The organism is Pseudomonas sp. PSE14, from assembly GCF_029203285.1.
Lineage (GTDB): Bacteria > Pseudomonadota > Gammaproteobacteria > Pseudomonadales > Pseudomonadaceae > Pseudomonas.
This window is the reverse complement of the sequence record NZ_CP115669.1, coordinates 2,429,090-2,447,451: the sequence shown is the minus strand read 5'-3', so window position 1 is coordinate 2,447,451 and position 18,362 is coordinate 2,429,090. Positions and strand designations below refer to the sequence as shown.

Sequence of the window (18,362 nt, the reverse complement as noted above, 5' to 3'; positions counted from 1 at the left end):
CGATTGACCATGGCTGCCGACCTGGCTCGGTGTTGAACTCGGAGCTGTAGCTTCGCCAAGCTGGACTACGAAGCTGGCGAGGAGGTAGGTGTATCGGCGTATAACGTCGAACGTTATACGCCCTACGCCGGAATCAGATCGGCTTGTCGATGCCGTCGTAGACCTTCTGCAGCGCATCGAGGCGCTCTTGATAGCGTTGCTTCAGGCAAGCCTTCCTGGCGCCACAGGCACGCCGCTGCTCCAGCCACGCCAGCTGAGAATCGCCCAGGTTGCCGCGCATGCCCATGGCGAACAGCCCCCTGAGCAGGCGGTAGGTGGTGGCCATCTGCACATCCAGCTCGGATAGCTGGCGATCGGCACAAATGGCTTTCTCGTCTGCCTGTTTCGCCTTGCTGCAGTCAAAGCTGGCTGCAGAAGCAGGCAGCACGACGCAACCCAAGGCGCAAACAACGCCCAGTGTCGCGCCGCGCACAGCCTTCATTGTTGCCCTTCGAACCAGGCGAGCTTGTCCCGCAGTTGCACGACTTCGCCCACGATTACCAGGGTCGGCGCATGCACCTCGTGCTCCGCCACCAGCGCAGGCAGATCGGCCAGTGTGCCGGTGAACACCCGCTGGTGCACGGTAGTGCCCTGCTGAACCAGCGCCGCCGGGGTATCGGCGGAACGCCCATGGCGCACCAACTGCTCGCAGATCACCGGCAAGCCGACCAGCCCCATGTAGAACACCAGGGTCTGCCCCGGCGCCACCAGATCGCCCCAGGGCAGGTCGGTGGTGCCATCCTTCAGATGCCCGGTCACGAAGCGCACCGACTGCGCATAGTCGCGATGGGTCAGCGGAATGCCGGCATAGGCCGCGCAACCGCTGGCTGCGGTGATACCGGGCACGACCTGGAACGGGATGCCATTGGCCGCCAGCTCGTCGATCTCTTCGCCGCCACGACCGAAGATGAACGGGTCACCGCCCTTCAGACGCAGCACGCGCTTGCCTTGCAGGGCCAGCTCGACCAGTTGGCGATTGATCTCGTCCTGCGGAACGGCGTGGTCCGCACGGCGCTTGCCGACATACAGTCGATCGGCATCGCGGCGGCACAGTTCGAGAATGGCCGGCGCAACGAGACGATCGTAGAGCACCACGTCGGCCTGCTGCATCAGGCGCAGGGCACGGAAGGTCAGCAGGTCGGGATCGCCCGGCCCGGCACCGACCAGATAGACCTCGCCACGGGATTCGGGCTGCGGCGAGTCCAGCTTGTCCGCCAGCAGGCGTTCGGCTTCGTTCGGCTGACCGGACAGCATGCGTTCTGCCACCGGTCCCTGGAACACCTCTTCCCAGAACTTGCGGCGCTGCTGCAGGTCCGGCAGGTGTTGCTTCACGCGCTCGCGGAAGCGGCTGGCGAGCCCGGCGAGCTGGCCGTAGGTCGCGGGAATCCAGGTTTCCAACTTGGCCCGCAGCAGCCGCGCCAGCACCGGTGCATCGCCGCCACTGGAGACAGCCACAACCAGCGGCGAACGATCGACGATGGCCGGGAAGATCACGCTGCACAGAGCAGGCGCATCGACCACGTTGACCGGCACGCCACGCTCGTTGGCATCGAGGGAGACTTGCGCGTTGAGCGCCTCATCGTCGGTCGCGGCGATGGCCAGCACGCAGTCCTGCAGATCGCCGGAAGCGTACGGGCGCAGCAGCAGATCACCCTGCCCCTGCTCGACCAGCTCACGCAGCTCGGAGTGCACCTCGGGCGCCACGACCCGCAGCACCGCGCCGGCGTCGCTCAGCAGGCGCGCCTTGCGCAGTGCGACATCACCGCCGCCGACCAGTAGCGCGCGACGTCCGCGCAGGATGTGGAACAGCGGCAGGAAGTCCATCTCAGCCGATGACCTCGATGCCGGCCATGTACGGCTTGAGCACTTCCGGTACGCGGATCGAGCCATCGGCCTGCTGGTAGTTCTCCAGCACGGCGACCAGGGTGCGGCCCACGGCCAGGCCCGAGCCGTTGAGGGTGTGGACCAGTTCCGGCTTGCCGGTTTCCGGGTTGCGGTAACGCGCCTGCATGCGGCGGGCCTGGAAGTCGCCACAGTTGGAGCAGGAGGAAATCTCGCGGTACTTGTCCTGGCTCGGCACCCAGACTTCCAGGTCATAGGTCTTGGCGGCGCCGAAGCCCATGTCGCCGGTGCACAGCGCCAGGGCGCGGTACGGCAGCTCCAGAGCCTGCAGGACTTTCTCGGCGTTGCCGACCAGGCTTTCCAGGGCTTCCCAGGATTTCGACGGCTCGACGATCTGCACCATCTCGACCTTGTCGAACTGGTGCTGGCGGATCATGCCGCGGGTATCCCGGCCGGAGGCGCCGGCTTCGCTGCGGAAGCACGGGGTGTGGGCGACGAACTTCAGCGGCAGTTCCTTCGCATCGAGGATCTGGCCGGCCACGATGTTGGTCAGCGACACTTCGGCGGTCGGGATCAGGTACAGGTCGGCTTCGTCTTCGCGCTGGATCTTGAACAGATCCTCCTCGAACTTCGGCAGCTGGCCGGTTCCCTGCAGCGCCGGAGCCTGCACCAGGTACGGGGTGTAGGCCTCTTCGTAACCATGCTCGCGGGTGTGCAGGTCGATCATGAACTGCGCCAGGGCGCGGTGCAGGCGGGCGATCGGGCCGCGCATCAGGGCGAAGCGGGCGCCGGACAGGCGGGCGGCGGTCTCGAAGTCCAGCCAGCCGTGCTTCTCGCCCAGGGCGACGTGGTCCTTGATCTCGAAATCGAAGGTGCGCGGAGTGCCCCAGCGGCGGACTTCGACGTTCTGCTCTTCGTCCTCGCCGACCGGCACGGATTCGTGGGGCAGGTTCGGGATGTTCAGCAGCAGGTTGTCCAGCTCGGCCTGGATGGCGTCCAGTTCGCGCTTGCCGGATTCCAGCTCCTCCGCCATGCGGTTGACCTCGGCCTTCAACGGCGCGACGTCTTCACCGTTCTTCATCGCCAGGCCAATCGCCTTGGAACGCGAGTTGCGCTCGGCCTGCAGGGTCTCGGTGCGGGTCTGCACGGACTTGCGCTGGCTCTCCAGCGCTTCGATGCGCGCCACGTCCAGGGTGAAGCCACGGGTGGCCAGGCGTTCCGCAACTTCCTGCGGCTGGGTACGAACCAGTTTGGAATCGAGCATGCTGTCTTCTCGTGTCTAGTGTCAGGTGGCGCTCGCGGGCGCCACTTCAGGATTTTCTGCGCTTGCGCGGACTGCTCTGGTCGAGATTTGCCAGGTGGCGCAACTTCTCGCCGATCTTCAGCTCCAGCCCGCGCGGCACGGGTTGGTAATACTGGCGCGGTTCCATGGACTCGGGGAAGTAGTCCTCCCCGGCCGCGTAGGCGTCCGGCTCATCATGGGCGTAACGATACTCGTCGCCATAGCCCAGGTTCTTCATCAATTTGGTCGGTGCGTTGCGCAAGTGCAGCGGCACTTCCAGCGAGCCGCTCTCCGCCACATCACGGCGCGCCGTGTTGTAGGCGTTGTAGACGGCATTGCTCTTCGGTGCACAGGCCAGGTAGACGATAGCCTGCGCAATGGCCAATTCACCTTCCGGACTGCCCAGGCGCTCCTGCACATCCCAGGCGTTGAGGCACAGGGTCAGCGCGCGGGGGTCGGCGTTGCCGATGTCCTCGCTGGCCATGCGCACCACACGGCGGGCGATGTAGAGCGGGTCACAGCCGCCATCGAGCATGCGCGAGTACCAGTACAGCGCACCGTCCGGGCTGGAGCCGCGCACCGATTTGTGCAGCGCGCTGATCTGGTCATAGAACGCCTCGCCGCCCTTGTCGAATCGACGGCGCGAGTCGCCCAGCAGGTTCTGCAACAACTCGGCGCTGATCTCGCCATTGTCCTCGGCGAGGTCCGAGGCGTTCTCCAGCAGGTTGAGCAGGCGCCGGCCATCGCCGTCGGCGGCGGCCATGAGGATGGCGAAGCTATCGTCGGGCAGGCTCAGGTTGCGCTTGCCCAGCCCCTTCTCTTCGGTGAGTGCGCGTTGCACCAGGCGACGCAGGGCCGCTTCGTCCAGGCTTTTCAGCACGTAGACGCGGGCGCGGGAGAGCAGCGCGTTGTTCAGTTCGAAGGACGGGTTCTCGGTGGTCGCGCCGATGAAGATCAGGGTGCCGTCTTCGACATAAGGCAGGAAGGCATCCTGCTGGCTCTTGTTGAAGCGGTGCACCTCGTCGACGAAGAGGATGGTGCGGCGGCCGTACTGCGCGGCGTGCTGCTTGGCCACCTCCACCGACTGGCGGATTTCCTTCACCCCCGAGAGCACCGCCGAGATGGTCTCGAAGTGCGCATCGGTGACCTGGGCAAGCAGCTTCGCCAGGGTGGTCTTGCCGACCCCGGGCGGGCCCCAGAAGATCATCGAATGCAGCGCGCCCTGCTCCAGCGCCTCGCGCAGCGGCTTGCCGCGCGCGAGCAAGTGCTCCTGGCCGACGTACTCGTCCAGGCTGGTCGCGCGCAGGCGCGCGGCCAGGGGCTGGGAAACGGGGGCGGAGCGGAACAGGTCCACGGTCTTACCTATCGATCAATCCAGCACGAGGCCGGTTATTCCTGGATGACGTCGACGCCCTTGGGCACGTCGAAGACGAACTGCTTGGCGTCCATCGCCTCGTTCATCTTCACGTCGAAGAACAGGATGTTGGTACGCTGACCGACGCTGTCGACCAGTTGCATGTCGTTCACCACACCGCTGCGGAAGGAAATCCGCAGGCTGTCGAACAGGGTGTCCTTGGCCTTGGGCTTGAGGATGAAGTCCACCACGTTGCCGCCGTCTTTGGCGGTGATGTCGAAGCTCTGGCCGATCTTCGAGACGTCGCCGGAAAGCAGCAGCGCCGGGGTCTGGGTCAGGCGCTGGTCGAGCTTCTGGATGGTCACCTGCTCCAGGTCCGGGTCGTAAAGCCAGATTTTCTCGCCATTGGAGATGAGCAGTTGCTCATTCGGCGCATCGGTGTGCCAACGGAACAGACCGGGGCGCTTGAGGCCCAGGGTGCCGGCGGTTTCCTGCAGGCGGGTGCCGCTACCGTCCAGGGTCAGCTGGGAGAAGCGCGCGGTCATGGTCTGGGCCTTGCTGAGCATACCGCTCAGGCGCTGGGCGGCGGCATCGTCAGCGTGGGCCTGCGCGCCGGCAATGGCCAGCGCAGCAACGAACAACATGCGAATCAGACGCATATATCCTCGAAGTCGAATCAATCACGAATCGGGGCCGGCGCGATGACTTCGCGCGAGCCATTGGTATTCATCGGGGTGACCACGCCAGCCATTTCCATCGCCTCGATCATCCGCGCGGCGCGGTTGTAACCGATCTTCAGCTTGCGCTGCACGGCGGAAATGGACGCACGGCGACTTTCAGTGACGAAACGCACGGCCTCGTCATAGAGCGGATCATCCTCGCTGCCCTCGCCGCCCTCGCCGCCTTCGAAGCTGCCACCGCCCGAACCGCCGCCTTCATCGGCGCCGGCGAGGATGTCTTCGATGTAGTTCGGCGCGCCACGCAGCTTCCAGGCCTCGACCACACGGTGTACTTCGTCGTCGGAGACGAAGGCGCCATGGACACGGATCGGCAGGCCGGTGCCCGGCGGCAGGTAGAGCATGTCACCGTGGCCCAGCAGCTGCTCGGCGCCACCCTGGTCGAGGATGGTGCGCGAGTCGATCTTGCTGGACACCTGGAAGGCGATACGGGTCGGGATGTTCGCCTTGATCAGGCCGGTGATCACGTCCACCGACGGACGCTGGGTCGCCAGGATCAGGTGGATGCCCGCCGCACGCGCCTTCTGCGCGATACGGGCGATCAGCTCTTCCACCTTCTTGCCGACGATCATCATCATGTCGGCGAATTCGTCCACTACCACCACGATGGTCGGCAGGGTCTGCAGCAGTGGCGCCTCGTCTTCCATGCTCTCGCGGCGGTACAGCGGGTCGGTCAGCGGTGTGCCGGCCTCCTCCGCGTCCTTCACCTTGCGGTTGAAGCCAGCGAGGTTACGCACGCCCATGGCCGCCATCAGCTTGTAGCGGCGCTCCATCTCCGCCACGCTCCAGCGCAGGGCGTTGGCGGCTTCCTTCATGTCGGTGACGACCGGGCAGAGCAGGTGCGGAATGCCTTCGTAGATCGACAGTTCCAGCATCTTCGGGTCGATCATGATCAGCCGCGCCTCTTCCGGCGTGGACTTGAACAGGATCGACAGCAGCATGGCGTTCACGCCCACCGACTTACCGGAACCGGTGGTACCGGCCACCAGCAGGTGCGGCATCTTCGCCAGGTCGGTGATGATCGGGTTGCCGCCGATGTCGTGGCCCAGGGCCAGCGGCACGGTGGACTTGTGCTCGTCGTACTCCGGCGTCATCAGCACTTCGGAGAAGCGCACCATCTGCCGGTCTTCGTTGGGAATCTCGATGCCCACGGTGGTCTTGCCGGGGATCACTTCCACCACGCGCACGCTGATCACCGCCAGCGAGCGCGCCAGGTCCTTGGCCAGGTTGGAGATACGGCTGACCTTCACACCGGCGGCCGGCTGGATTTCGAAACGGGTGATCACCGGGCCCGGATGGACCGACTCGACCACCACTTCGACGCCGAACTCCTTGAGCTTGATCTCCAGCAGGCGGGACATGGCCTCCAGGGATTCCGGTGAGTAGCTCTGCTTCTTCTCGGCAGCCGGGTCGAGGATCGACAGCGGCGGCAGCGTGCCTTCCACGGCTGTGTCGACGAACAACGGCGCCTGCTTTTCCTTCAGCACGCGCTTGCTCGGCTCGGCCGGCTTGGCGGCCGGCGGCGGCACGTCGATCTTCGGCGCCACGCGCTTCTCGCGCTCCTGCACGCTCTTGACCAGGGCTTCCTCGCGCTCGATCAGGCGCTCCTTGACCTTGGCCTGCTCGCGGCGGTCAGCAACGATGGGGGCGGCAACCTCGGCCACACGCTCGTCCACCTCACGCAGCTGGGCGACCAGTTGCTTGTGCTCGCTGCGGGCGCTCCACCAGCGGTTGGCGGCATTATGGATCAGTTCGAAGAGATCGAGGGTGATCTTGCCGGTAACGTCCATGACCTTGAACCAGGACAGGTCGGCGAAGACGGTCATGCCAAACAGGAACAGGGCCAGGAACAGCAGCGTGCTGCCCTGCACGTTCAGCGCATTGACGCCTAGTTGCCCCAGGCTCTCGCCGAGGGCGCCGCCGGCACTGGCCGGCATGTGGCTGCCGCTGGCATGGAAATGGATGTAGGCCAGCGCGGAGCCGGCCAGCACCAGGAACACCAGGCCAATCAGGCGCCAGGAGAACAGCCAGCCGCTCCACTCCCAGGGCATGTGCCGCTTGCGGAAGACCTGATAGGTCTTCACCGCCAGCAACAGCGGGAACAGGTAGGCGAAATAGCCCAGCACCATGAACAGGATGTCGGCGCTCAGGGCACCCAGGCGGCCGGCGGCGTTCTGCACCTGATCGACGTGACTGGAGTGGCTCCAGCCCGGATCGGACGGATCATAGGTGAGCAGCGCCATCCACAGGTAAAGGCAGAGCGCGCCCAGCGCGATCAACGCCCCTTCCTTCAGGCGATAGTGCAGTTGCTGACGCCAGGCGGCGGCATGGCTTGCTGTGGTGGTGTCCTTCAAAACGCGTCTATTCCTGCGCTCTACGCGCGTCCGAGAGTCGTTGAGCCTCAAAACGGGCCTATTGTACGGCTTTGGCCAGCCGATGCCAGCGAGCCCGGAAGCGTCCGACGGCGCTTTTGCCGGCTTTCCGAGGTTCGGTGTAGCATAGCCCATCACCGTTTTTCGGCTGCTCAATTGGAGCATGCATTCTCTTACGTGACAAAGGCTTATGGAGTCTTTTTATGAGTGAAGTCAAGCATTCGCGCCTGATCATCCTGGGCTCCGGCCCCGCCGGCTACACCGCTGCCGTGTACGCCGCCCGCGCCAACCTCAAGCCTGTTGTCATCACCGGCATCCAGCCCGGCGGCCAGCTCACCACCACCACCGAAGTCGACAACTGGCCGGGCGACGTCGAAGGCCTGACCGGTCCCGCCCTGATGGAGCGCATGCAGCAGCACGCCCAGCGTTTCGATACCGAGATCGTCTACGACCACATCCACACCGCCGAGTTGCAGAGCAAGCCCTTCACCCTCAAGGGTGACAGCGGTACCTACACCTGCGACGCACTGATCATCGCCACCGGCGCCTCGGCCCAGTACCTGGGCATGTCCTCCGAGGAGGCCTTCATGGGCCGTGGCGTTTCCGCCTGCGCCACCTGCGATGGCTTCTTCTACCGCAACCAGGTGGTCTGCGTGGTCGGCGGCGGCAACACCGCCGTGGAAGAAGCGCTCTACCTGTCCAATATTGCCAAGGAAGTGCACCTGATCCACCGCCGCGACAAGCTGCGCTCGGAGAAGATCCTGCAGGACAAGCTGTTCGAGAAAGCCCAGAACGGCAACGTGCGCCTGCACTGGAACACCACCCTGGACGAAGTCCTGGGCGACGACATGGGCGTGATCGGCGTACGCCTGAAGGACGCCGAAACCGGCGCAACCCGCCAGCTGGACCTGTCCGGCGTGTTCATCGCCATCGGCCACAAGCCCAACACCGACCTGTTCAGCGGCCAGCTGGCCATGCATGACGGCTACCTGAAAATCAAAGGCGGCGCTGAAGGCAACGCCACCCAGACCAGCATCGAAGGCGTGTTCGCTGCCGGCGACGTGGCCGACCACGTCTACCGCCAGGCGATCACCTCCGCCGGCGCCGGCTGCATGGCCGCGCTGGACGCCGAGAAGTTCCTCGACGACAACTGATCGGTCAAAGGGGAGGCCCGCCCTCCCCTCCTCCGCCCATGCTCAATTGGCTTTCCCGCGACAACTTCGATTTCCCGCCCCTGGACAAGGCCCTGCACGAGCCCAACGGCCTGCTCGCGGCCGGTGGCGACCTCGACCCGCGCCGCCTGATCCAGGCGTACCGTCACGGCTGTTTCCCCTGGTACCAGGACGGCCAACCGATCCTCTGGTGGTCGCCCGATCCGCGCACCGTACTCTTCCCCGACGAACTGCACGTTTCCCGCAGCCTGGCCAAATGCCTGCGCCAGCAACGCTACCAGGTCAGCATCGACCAGGCCTTCGAACGGGTCATCCACGGTTGCGCCAGCCCGCGTGATTACGCCGACGGAACCTGGATCACCACGCCAATGCAGCAGGCCTACTGCGAGCTGCATCGCCTGGGCGTCGCACACTCGGTGGAAGCCTGGGATGGCGACAAGCTGGTCGGCGGCCTGTACGGACTGGCCATTGGTCGGCTGTTCTTCGGCGAATCCATGTTCAGCCGTGCGGACAATGCCTCCAAGGTGGCGTTCGTCACCCTGGTGCAGCGCCTCAAGACTGCCGGTTTCGAGCTGATCGACTGCCAGATGCCAACCCAGCACCTGCACAGCTTTGGCGCGCGAGCCATTTCCCGGCGCGAATTCGCCGCTTATCTGCGCCGCCATCTCGACCAATCACCACTGCAGGACTGGACTTCCCAAGCGGACCAGCCCAGCCTGACATAAACTTGCCAGAGGGTCCTCGCAGGGGTTGAAGATGACCGAGCTCGCCCGCCTGAAGTTTTACGCCACACAGCCGCACCCATGCAGCTATCTGCCCGAGGAGCAGGCCACCACCCTGTTCCTCGACCCCAGCCAGCCCATGGACGCGCAGCTGTACGCCTCGCTTTCGGAGGTCGGCTTCCGGCGCAGCGGCGAACACCTGTACCGCCCCCACTGCCAGCACTGCACCGCCTGCATCCCGGCACGCATCCCGGCCGCCGGCTTCCAGCCCAGCCGCCAGCAGAAGCGCATCCTCAAGCGCAACGTCGACCTCGAGGTCATCCGCAAGCGACCGACCTTCACCGAGGAGTACTACGCGCTGTACATGCGCTACATCGAACAGCGCCACGCCGACGGAGACATGTACCCGCCCAGCCGCGACCAGTTCGCCACCTTCCTGGTCCGCGACCTGCCGTTCAGCTGTTTCTTCGAGTTCCGCCTGCAAGGCCGCCTGCTGGCCGTCGCGGTCACCGACGTTCTACCCAACGGACTCTCGGCGGTCTACACCTTCTACGACCCCGACGAAGAGCGCCGCAGCCTGGGGCGCTACGCCATCCTCTGGCAGATCGCCGAGACCCACCGACTGGGTCTGCACGCGGTCTATCTCGGTTACTGGATCAAGAACTGCCGGAAGATGAACTACAAGACCCAGTACCGACCAATCGAGCTGTTCGTGAACCAGCGCTGGGTCGTGCTGAACTGACCCATTACACGCCACTTGGCGTTTTGGCGCATTTTCAGGCACAATGTGTGCCTTTTTTAATGGCCTGAAACTTCAGGCAATCATAGATACCGAGGGCTCTACTGCATGTCGAAAGAAGACAGCTTCGAAATGGAAGGCACTGTCGTCGACACCCTGCCCAACACCATGTTCCGCGTGGAGTTGGAGAACGGGCACGTCGTTACCGCGCACATCTCCGGCAAGATGCGCAAGAACTACATCCGCATCCTGACCGGCGACAAGGTTCGCGTAGAACTGACGCCCTACGACCTGTCCAAGGGTCGTATCACCTACCGCGCCCGCTGACGGACGGTAGCGCCGGAAGTCAGATCCGGCACACAGAAAAACGCCCGGCAATGCCGGGCGTTTTCGTTTGCGCCTTATTTTTTAAACCTGAGCATCGTCAGGCTGGCTCTACGGCGATCACTTCGAACTCGAAGGCCAGTTCGCCATCCTTCAGGTCCACATGGGCCACACCACCGTGCTCGGCCAGCTCGCCGAACAGGATCTCTTCGGCCAGCGGCCGCTTGATCTTGTCCTGGATCAGCCGCGCCATCGGACGCGCACCCATCTGCGGGTCGTAGCCCTTCTCCGCCAGCCAGCCGCGCGCCGCGTCGCTGACCTCGATCTGCACGTGCTTATCCTCCAACTGCGCCTGCAGCTCGGTGAGGAACTTGTCGACGATGCTCTTGATGGTCTCGAGACTGAGGCGACCGAACTGGATGATGGTGTCCAGACGGTTGCGGAACTCCGGCGTGAAGCTCTTCTTGATCACTTCCATGGCATCGGTCGAGTGATCCTGCAGCGTGAAGCCGATGGAGGCCCGCGCCGCAGTTTCCGCGCCCGCGTTGGTGGTCATGATCAAGATGACGTTGCGGAAGTCCGCCTTGCGCCCGTTGTTGTCGGTCAGGGTGCCGTGGTCCATCACCTGCAGCAGCAGGTTGAAGACTTCCGGGTGCGCCTTCTCGATCTCATCCAGCAGCAGTACGCAGTGCGGCGTCTTGGTGATCGCCTCGGTGAGCAGGCCACCCTGGTCGAAGCCAACGTAACCCGGAGGCGCACCGATCAGACGAGATACGGTGTGCCGCTCCATGTACTCGGACATGTCGAAGCGCACCAACTCCACGCCCAGCGCCTTGGCCAACTGACGAGCCACCTCGGTCTTGCCCACCCCGGTCGGACCGGAGAACAGGAAGGAACCGACCGGCTTGTCCGGCGACTTCAGACCCGCACGGGACAGTTTGATCGCAGTGGACAGCGACTCGATGGCAGCAGCCTGACCGAACACCGTCAGCTTCAGGTCGCGCTCGAGGTTGCGCAGCAGCTCTTTATCGGAGCTGGAGACGTGCTTCGGAGGAATGCGCGCTATCTTCGCGACGATATCCTCGACCTGCGGAACTTCGATGCGCTTCACGCGCTTCTCTTCCGGCTGCAGACGCTGATAGGCGCCGGCCTCGTCGATCACGTCGATGGCCTTGTCCGGCATGTGCCTGTCATTGATGTAGCGCGCAGCCAGTTCGGCGGCGGCACGCAGCGCCTCGTCGCTGTACTCGACGTGGTGGTGCTGCTCGAAGCGCGGCTTCAGGCCTTTCAGGATACCGTAGGTGTCCTCGACGGACGGCTCGGTGACATCAACCTTCTGGAAGCGACGAGCCAGCGCCCGATCCTTCTCGAAGATGCCGCGGAATTCCTGGAAGGTGGTGGAGCCGATGCAGCGGATCTCGCCGGACGACAGCAGCGGCTTGAGCAGGTTGGACGCATCCATCACACCACCCGATGCCGCGCCAGCGCCGATGATGGTGTGGATTTCGTCGATGAACAGCACGGCATGCGGACGCTTGCGCAGCTCATTGAGCAGCGCCTTGAAGCGCTTCTCGAAATCGCCGCGATACTTGGTGCCCGCCAGCAGCGCGCCCAGGTCGAGGGAATAGACGACGCTGTCGGACAGCAGGTCCGGCACCTGGCCGTCAACGATGCGCTTGGCCAGACCTTCGGCGATGGCGGTCTTGCCGACGCCAGCCTCACCCACCAGCAGCGGGTTGTTCTTGCGGCGGCGCGCGAGAATCTGCGCAACACGCTCGACTTCGGTTTCACGACCCACCAGTGGATCGATGCGCCCCTGGCGCGCCAGGTCGTTCAGGTTGCTGGCATAGGCATCCAGAGGATGACTGGAGGTAGAAGACTCGCCGCCCTCCTCGTCCTGCATGTCCTGCTCGCTTTCCTGATGCTCGGCATGGCCCGGCACCTTGGAAATGCCGTGGGCGATGTAGTTGACCACATCGATACGCGCGACGCTCTGCTGCTTGAGCAGGAACACCGCCTGGCTTTCCTGTTCGCTGAAGATGGCCACCAGCACATTGGCACCGGTCACTTCGCGCTTGCCGGAGCTCTGCACGTGGAACACCGCGCGCTGCAATACGCGCTGGAAGCCCAGGGTCGGCTGGGTCTCGCGGTCCTCATCATGCTGGGGGATCAGTGGCGTGGTGGAGTCGATGAACTCCTGCAGGTCCCGCCGCAGCTTGTCCAGATTGGCTCCACACGCTCTCAGGACCGTTGCGGCGGCTTCGTTATCCAGAAGCGCCAACAGCAAGTGCTCAACGGTCATGAACTCATGCCGCTTCGCCCGCGCCTCCTTGAAGGCGAGATTGAGGGTGACTTCGAGCTCTCGATTCAACATGACTTCACCTCGCTCCCAAACATCCGCATCAACCTTCTATCTCAATTTCGCACAACAGTGGATGTTGGCTCTCCCTCGCATATTGATTGACCTGCATGGCTTTGGTTTCAGCGACATCACGGGTAAAGGTCCCGCAGTTCGCCTTGCCTTGAGTATGCACGGTCAACATGACCTTGGTTGCCTGCTCTCGGTTCATGTTGAAGTACAACTCGAGCACCTCAACCACGAAATCCATCGGGGTGTAATCATCGTTGAACATGATCACCCGATACATGGACGGCGGCTTCAGCGCGGGCTTGGATTCCTCGACCGCGAGCCCCGTCCCTTCGTCTTCCAATGGATCCGGGCGGTCCTGATTGAATGTTAGTCGAATCTGGCTACTTGCATGCATGCTGGAATAAAAGCTTTGCGAGTGGGTGAATGAGGGGGCCGACCGGAGTTTGAAACGTCTCTCAGGCCCAGACGACGCCGCCTTGACTAACGGCAAAAGGGTGTTACAACCAAAGGATACCCCCCGGAGGGTATCAGGAGTTCCGGACGCCAGCCTCTGATAAAGGCTGTAGCGGAATCGTAGTGGATGATACTCCAGCGATGGAGTCCTTTGCAGAGGGATATCAGCATGCTCAGCGGTAAGGTCAAGTGGTTCAACAACGCCAAGGGCTATGGATTCATCCTGGCTGAAGGCCGAGATGAGGACCTGTTCGCTCATTACTCGGCGATCCAGATGGATGGCTACAAGACACTCAAGGCCGGCCAACCCGTAAGCTTCGAGATCCTGCAAGGTCCGAAGGGGTTGCATGCGGTTAACATTCAACCCATCAACGCCAGCGTATCCGCACCCTCCGCCCAGACTGCCCCGAGCAGCGAGATGCAGAACATCACGGCAGAGGCCTGATCCTCCCGGATCAGCAGAATGAAAAAAGGCCGGCATCAGCCGGCCTTTTTTATGGGTGTATCACCCAGCTTACATCTTGGCGATGATCGCGTCGCCGAACTCCGAGCAGGACAGCAGCTTGGCGCCGTCCATCAGGCGTTCGAAATCGTAGGTAACAGTTCTGGCCGCGATGGCGCCGTTCACGCCCTTGATGATCAGGTCGGCCGCTTCCGGCCAGCCCAGGTGACGCAGCATCATCTCGGCGGAAAGGATCACCGAACCCGGGTTCACCTTGTCCAACCCCGCGTACTTGGGCGCGGTGCCGTGGGTCGCCTCGAACATGGCCACCGAATCGGACAGGTTGGCCCCCGGCGCGATACCGATGCCGCCCACCTCCGCCGCCAGGGCGTCGGAGAGGTAGTCACCGTTCAGGTTCAGGGTGGCGATCACGTCGTACTCGGCCGGACGCAGCAGGATCTGCTGCAGCATGGCGTCGGCGATCACGTCCTTCACCACGATGTTCTTGCCGGTGTTGGGATTCTTGAACTGCATCCACGGGCCGCCGTCGAGCAGCTGGGCGCCGAACTCGTCACGGGCGAGCTCGTAGCCCCAGTCCTTGAAGGCACCCTCGGTGAATTTCATGATGTTGCCCTTGTGGACGATGGTCACGGAGCTGCGATCATTGTCCACGGCGTATTGCAGGGCCTTGCGCACAAGGCGCTTGGTGCCCTCCTGGGAAACCGGCTTGATGCCGATGCCACAGTTTTCGGTGAAGCGGATCTTCTTGACGCCCATTTCCTCGGTGAGGAACTTGATGACCTTCTGGGCTTCGGGGGTGCCGGCTTTCCATTCGACGCCGGCATAGATGTCTTCGGAGTTCTCGCGGAAGATCACCATGTCCACGTCGCCGGGCTTCTTCACCGGGCTGGGCACGCCTTCGAACCAGCGCACCGGGCGCAGGCAGACATAGAGGTCGAGCTGCTGGCGAAGGGCTACGTTCAGCGAACGGATGCCACCGCCGACCGGAGTGGTCAGCGGCCCCTTGATGGAGACGACGTAATCACGAACGGCGTCCAGGGTTTCCTGGGGCAGCCAGGTGTCCTGGTCGTAGACCTGGGTGGCCTTCTCGCCGGCGTAGACTTCCATCCACGCAATCTTGCGGTCGCCTTTGTAGGCTTTCTCGACGGCTGCGTCGACGACCTTGATCATGACCGGGCTGATGTCGACGCCAATGCCATCACCCTCGATGAACGGGATGATCGGGTTCTTCGGTACATTCAAGGACATATCGGCGTTGACGGTGATTTTGTCGCCGGCCGGCACCTGGATCTTTTGGTATCCCATGCTGAACTCCGCTTTTTGGTTGAAACCCTCTTGCAGCCACTGAGGGTAGCTCACAAGTCGATGATCGAACCACATCATTCCTTAGTCTAAAAAAGGCACGCACATCACCCTGCCTTTAGGGTGGTATACTGGCGGCCATGACTTAATGGTCATCGAGGTCCGAGCAGTCTGGGACCAGACTCTCTCCTCGTAACGACGGAGTCCACACCAGGAACCCGCCGTACAACGCTCTACTGGCGCCCCCAATATCCCCGCGGCAAATCTCGAAGGCCGGTCAACCACTTCGTTGAACGCAAGCGTGTACCAACGCGATTCGAGACTCTGTGCGCGCCCAGCAAAGAAGAGAGTTAGAACGAGATGTCCATCCGCTCGAAGATCACTTACACCTTCACCGACGAAGCACCCGCCCTTGCCACCTACTCGCTGCTTCCCATCGTAAAAGCCTTCGCCGCCTCCGCCGGCATCGACGTAGAAACCCGCGACATCTCTCTTGCAGGCCGTATCCTGGCCTCCTTCGCCGACAAACTCGGCGACAAGGCCATCGAAGACGACCTGGCCTACCTGGCCCAACTGGCCACCGCCCCCGAAGCCAACATCATCAAGCTGCCGAACATCTCCGCTTCGGTACCGCAGCTCAAGGGCGCCATCGCCGAGCTGCAGAAGCTGGGCTTCTCCGTTCCGGACTTCCCGGAAGACCCGCAGACCGCCGAAGAGAACGAAACCCGTGCGCGTTACGCCAAGGTCCTGGGCAGCGCCGTGAACCCGGTCCTGCGTGAAGGCAACTCCGACCGCCGCGCCCCGGCCGCCGTGAAGGCCTACGCCCGCAAGCACCCGCACAGCATGGGCAAGTGGAGCATGGCTTCGCGCTCCCACGCCGACTACATGCGTGGCGGCGACTTCTTCTCCAGCGAACAGTCGGTCACCATCCCGAAGGCCGGTGAAGTCCGCATCGAGTTCGTCGGCAAGGACGGCAAGGTCGAGACCAAGAAGACCCTGAAGATGCAGGAAGGCGAAGTCCTCGACAGCATGTTCATGAGCTGCAGCAAGCTGCGCGCCTTCTTCGAGAAGACCCTGCAGGACTGCAAGGAAACCGGCGTCATGTGGTCCCTGCACGTCAAGGCCACCATGATGAAGATCTCCCACCCGATTGTCTTCGGCCACGCCGTGACCGTCTACTACAAGGACGTGTTCGAGAAGTACGGCGAGCTGTTCGAAGAGCTGGGCGTGAACCCGAACAACGGCATCTCCAGCGTCTATGACAAGATCAAGTCGCTGCCGGCCTCGCAGCAGGAAGAAATCCTGCACGACATCCACGAGGTGTACAGCCACCGCCCGGAAATGGCGATGGTCGACTCGGTCAAGGGCATCACCAACCTGCACATCCCCAGCGACGTGATCGTCGACGCCTCCATGCCGGCCATGATCCGCAACTCGGGTCAGATGTGGGGCAAGGACGGCAAGCAGAAAGACACCAAAGCGGTAATGCCGGAAAGCACCTACGCCCGCATCTACCAGGAAATGATCAACTTCTGCAAAACCAACGGCGCGTTCGACCCGACCACCATGGGCAGCGTACCGAACGTCGGCCTGATGGCGCAGAAGGCCGAGGAATACGGCTCCCACGACAAGACCTTCGAAATGGAAGCCGACGGCACCATGCGTGTAGTCGACGCCGACGGCAAGGTCCTGATGCAGCACGAAGTGCAGGCCGGTGACATCTGGCGCGCCTGCCAGACCAAGGACGCCCCGATCCGCGACTGGGTCAAGCTGGCCGTTACCCGTGCCCGCCAGTCCAACACCCCGGCCATCTTCTGGCTGGACCCGGAGCGCGCCCACGACAACGAGCTGCGCAAGAAGGTCGAGCTGTACCTGAAGGACCACGACCTGACCGGCCTGGACATCAGCATCAAGGGCTACAACGAAGCCATCCGCACCAGCATGGAGCGTCAACTGCGCGGCCAGGACACCATCTCGGTGACCGGCAACGTCCTGCGCGACTACCTGACCGACCTGTTCCCGATCATGGAACTGGGCACCTCGGCCAAGATGCTGTCCATCGTTCCGCTGATGGCGGGCGGCGGCATGTACGAAACCGGCGCCGGCGGTTCGGCTCCGAAACACGTACAGCAACTGGTGGAAGAGAACTACCTGCGCTGGGATTCCCTGGGCGAGTTCCTGGCTCTTGCCGTCTCCTTCGAAGAAGAAGGCATCAAGACCAACAACGCCAAGGCCAAGGTGCTGGGCAAGACCCTCGACATCGCCACCGGCAAGCTGCTGGACAACAACAAGTCGCCGTCGCGCAAGATCGGTGAGATCGACAACCGCGGCAGCCACTTCTACCTGGCCATGTACTGGGCCCAGGCCCTGGCCGAGCAGAATGACGACGCCGAACTGAAGGCCCACTTCAGCGCATTGGCCAAGACCCTGACCGAGAAGGAAGCGGCCATCGTCGCCGAACTGAACGGCGTACAGGGCAAGCCAGCCGACATCGGCGGCTACTACCGTTCCAACCCGGAGCTGACCTCCCAGGTCATGCGCCCGAGCGCGACCTTCAACGCCGCGATCGACGCACTGGCGTAAGGCTCTTCGCGTAATACAGAACCCCCGGGCCCTCCCGGGGGTTCTGCTTTCTGCGCCTTGCAGCGCTAAACTCGCGCCCTTTCCAACTCACGAGACCGCATCCATGCGCTGGCTTGCACACGTCACCGTCGCCACCATAGTCGAAGACCAGGGCCGCTTCCTGCTGGTGGAGGAAATCTCCGCTGACAAAAAACAGGTCTTCAACCAGCCCGCCGGCCATCTGGAAGCCAACGAAAGCCTGCTCGAAGCCGCCGTGCGCGAAACCCTGGAAGAAACCGGCTGGGATGTGGAGCTGACCGCCGTCACCGGCATCTACCTGTACACCGCGCCAAGCAATGGCGTGACCTACCAGCGCGTCTGCTTCGCCGCCCGCCCCGTGCGCCATCACCCCGAGCGCGCGCTGGACGACGGCATCCTCGGCGCCCGCTGGATGACCCGCGACGAGTTGGCCGCCCAGCCCGAGCGCTGGCGCAGCCACCTGGTGCTGCGCTGCATCGACGACTACCTGGAAGGCGAGCGCTTCCCGCTCAGCCTGATCCGTACCTGAGCCGGCAGCCGAGCCTGAGCCGCTCGGCTCTGGTAGAATCCCCGTCTTTACCTGTACCCG

General features: G+C 63.3%; 16 protein-coding genes. 7 read left to right on the top strand and 9 right to left on the bottom strand.

What is annotated here, in order from left to right; translation table 11 throughout:
- Positions 1-133: 133 nt before the first annotated feature.
- From O6P39_RS11470 to ftsK, 6 genes are read right to left on the bottom strand one after another with little or no spacing between them, the layout of a single operon-like run.
- Entirely contained in the window at positions 134-481 is a 348-nt protein-coding gene (locus O6P39_RS11470; protein WP_275611448.1) for a lysozyme inhibitor LprI family protein, read from the bottom strand.
- Entirely contained in the window at positions 478-1,863 is a 1,386-nt protein-coding gene (gene cysG, locus O6P39_RS11465; RefSeq protein ID WP_275611447.1) for a siroheme synthase CysG, read from the bottom strand. Before cysG ends, O6P39_RS11470 begins: the two co-directional genes overlap by 4 nt.
- 1 nt (position 1,864) lies before the next feature.
- Positions 1,865-3,145 (bottom strand): serine--tRNA ligase, encoded by a 1,281-nt coding sequence (gene serS, locus O6P39_RS11460; protein WP_275611446.1) that lies wholly within the window; start codon positions 3,143-3,145, stop codon positions 1,865-1,867.
- 46 nt (positions 3,146-3,191) lie between these two features.
- Entirely contained in the window at positions 3,192-4,517 is a 1,326-nt protein-coding gene (locus O6P39_RS11455; RefSeq protein WP_275611445.1) for a replication-associated recombination protein A, read from the bottom strand.
- Positions 4,518-4,552: 35 nt separating this feature from the next.
- Complete coding sequence (gene lolA, locus O6P39_RS11450) at positions 4,553-5,176, bottom strand: outer membrane lipoprotein chaperone LolA (RefSeq protein WP_275611444.1); 624 nt, start codon at positions 5,174-5,176, stop codon at positions 4,553-4,555.
- Between the two features lie 17 nt (positions 5,177-5,193).
- The gene (ftsK, locus tag O6P39_RS11445) at positions 5,194-7,608 is read right to left on the bottom strand and encodes a DNA translocase FtsK (RefSeq protein ID WP_275611443.1); all 2,415 of its coding nucleotides are present in this window, start codon (positions 7,606-7,608) and stop codon (positions 5,194-5,196) included.
- 221 nt (positions 7,609-7,829) lie between these two features.
- On the opposite strand from ftsK, the gene trxB reads away from it, so the two are divergent.
- From trxB to infA, 4 genes are all read left to right on the top strand, one after another.
- The gene (gene trxB, locus O6P39_RS11440) at positions 7,830-8,780 is read left to right on the top strand and encodes a thioredoxin-disulfide reductase (protein ID WP_275611442.1); all 951 of its coding nucleotides are present in this window, start codon (positions 7,830-7,832) and stop codon (positions 8,778-8,780) included.
- 38 nt (positions 8,781-8,818) lie between these two features.
- On the top strand, positions 8,819-9,523 hold the full coding sequence (aat, locus tag O6P39_RS11435) for a leucyl/phenylalanyl-tRNA--protein transferase (protein WP_275611441.1): 705 nt from the start codon (positions 8,819-8,821) through the stop codon (positions 9,521-9,523).
- Between the two features lie 31 nt (positions 9,524-9,554).
- Positions 9,555-10,262, top strand: coding sequence for an arginyltransferase (locus O6P39_RS11430; protein WP_275611440.1), 708 nt, complete (start codon positions 9,555-9,557; stop codon positions 10,260-10,262).
- A 105-nt stretch (positions 10,263-10,367) separates the two neighbouring features.
- Positions 10,368-10,586, top strand: a complete 219-nt coding sequence (infA, locus tag O6P39_RS11425; protein ID WP_002553999.1) for a translation initiation factor IF-1 — start codon at positions 10,368-10,370, stop codon at positions 10,584-10,586.
- A gap of 97 nt (positions 10,587-10,683) precedes the next feature.
- On the opposite strand, the gene clpA is transcribed toward infA, so the two are convergent.
- Positions 10,684-12,957: an ATP-dependent Clp protease ATP-binding subunit ClpA gene (clpA, locus tag O6P39_RS11420; RefSeq protein ID WP_275611439.1), complete on the bottom strand. Its 2,274-nt coding sequence runs from the start codon at positions 12,955-12,957 to the stop codon at positions 10,684-10,686.
- 28 nt (positions 12,958-12,985) lie between these two features.
- Entirely contained in the window at positions 12,986-13,348 is a 363-nt protein-coding gene (clpS, locus tag O6P39_RS11415; RefSeq protein ID WP_275611438.1) for an ATP-dependent Clp protease adapter ClpS, read from the bottom strand.
- Between the two features lie 228 nt (positions 13,349-13,576).
- On the opposite strand from clpS, the gene cspD reads away from it, so the two are divergent.
- Positions 13,577-13,852, top strand: coding sequence for a cold shock domain-containing protein CspD (gene cspD / locus O6P39_RS11410; RefSeq protein ID WP_275611437.1), 276 nt, complete (start codon positions 13,577-13,579; stop codon positions 13,850-13,852).
- Between the two features lie 69 nt (positions 13,853-13,921).
- Here cspD and icd read toward each other — a convergent pair whose 3' ends face one another.
- Complete coding sequence (icd, locus tag O6P39_RS11405; protein ID WP_275611436.1) at positions 13,922-15,175, bottom strand: NADP-dependent isocitrate dehydrogenase; 1,254 nt, start codon at positions 15,173-15,175, stop codon at positions 13,922-13,924.
- Between the two features lie 357 nt (positions 15,176-15,532).
- Here icd and O6P39_RS11400 point away from each other — a divergent pair, with 357 nt between their 5' ends.
- Both O6P39_RS11400 and O6P39_RS11395 read left to right on the top strand, forming a co-directional pair.
- Entirely contained in the window at positions 15,533-17,755 is a 2,223-nt protein-coding gene (locus tag O6P39_RS11400) for an NADP-dependent isocitrate dehydrogenase (protein WP_275611435.1), read from the top strand.
- A 103-nt stretch (positions 17,756-17,858) separates the two neighbouring features.
- Positions 17,859-18,302: an NUDIX hydrolase gene (locus O6P39_RS11395; protein WP_275611434.1), complete on the top strand. Its 444-nt coding sequence runs from the start codon at positions 17,859-17,861 to the stop codon at positions 18,300-18,302.
- Positions 18,303-18,362: the final 60 nt, after the last annotated feature.

Coding starts and splice junctions, on each gene's coding strand:
- O6P39_RS11470 (WP_275611448.1), bottom strand. CDS start 481: ATGAAGGCTGTGCGCGGCGCGACACTGGGCGTTGTTTGCGCCTTGGGT.
- cysG (WP_275611447.1), bottom strand. CDS start 1,863: ATGGACTTCCTGCCGCTGTTCCACATCCTGCGCGGACGTCGCGCGCTA.
- serS (WP_275611446.1), bottom strand. CDS start 3,145: ATGCTCGATTCCAAACTGGTTCGTACCCAGCCGCAGGAAGTTGCGGAA.
- lolA (WP_275611444.1), bottom strand. CDS start 5,176: ATGCGTCTGATTCGCATGTTGTTCGTTGCTGCGCTGGCCATTGCCGGC.
- trxB (WP_275611442.1), top strand. CDS start 7,830: ATGAGTGAAGTCAAGCATTCGCGCCTGATCATCCTGGGCTCCGGCCCC.
- aat (WP_275611441.1), top strand. CDS start 8,819: ATGCTCAATTGGCTTTCCCGCGACAACTTCGATTTCCCGCCCCTGGAC.
- O6P39_RS11430 (WP_275611440.1), top strand. CDS start 9,555: ATGACCGAGCTCGCCCGCCTGAAGTTTTACGCCACACAGCCGCACCCA.
- infA (WP_002553999.1), top strand. CDS start 10,368: ATGTCGAAAGAAGACAGCTTCGAAATGGAAGGCACTGTCGTCGACACC.
- clpA (WP_275611439.1), bottom strand. CDS start 12,957: ATGTTGAATCGAGAGCTCGAAGTCACCCTCAATCTCGCCTTCAAGGAG.
- clpS (WP_275611438.1), bottom strand. CDS start 13,348: ATGCATGCAAGTAGCCAGATTCGACTAACATTCAATCAGGACCGCCCG.
- cspD (WP_275611437.1), top strand. CDS start 13,577: ATGCTCAGCGGTAAGGTCAAGTGGTTCAACAACGCCAAGGGCTATGGA.
- icd (WP_275611436.1), bottom strand. CDS start 15,175: ATGGGATACCAAAAGATCCAGGTGCCGGCCGGCGACAAAATCACCGTC.
- O6P39_RS11400 (WP_275611435.1), top strand. CDS start 15,533: ATGTCCATCCGCTCGAAGATCACTTACACCTTCACCGACGAAGCACCC.
- O6P39_RS11395 (WP_275611434.1), top strand. CDS start 17,859: ATGCGCTGGCTTGCACACGTCACCGTCGCCACCATAGTCGAAGACCAG.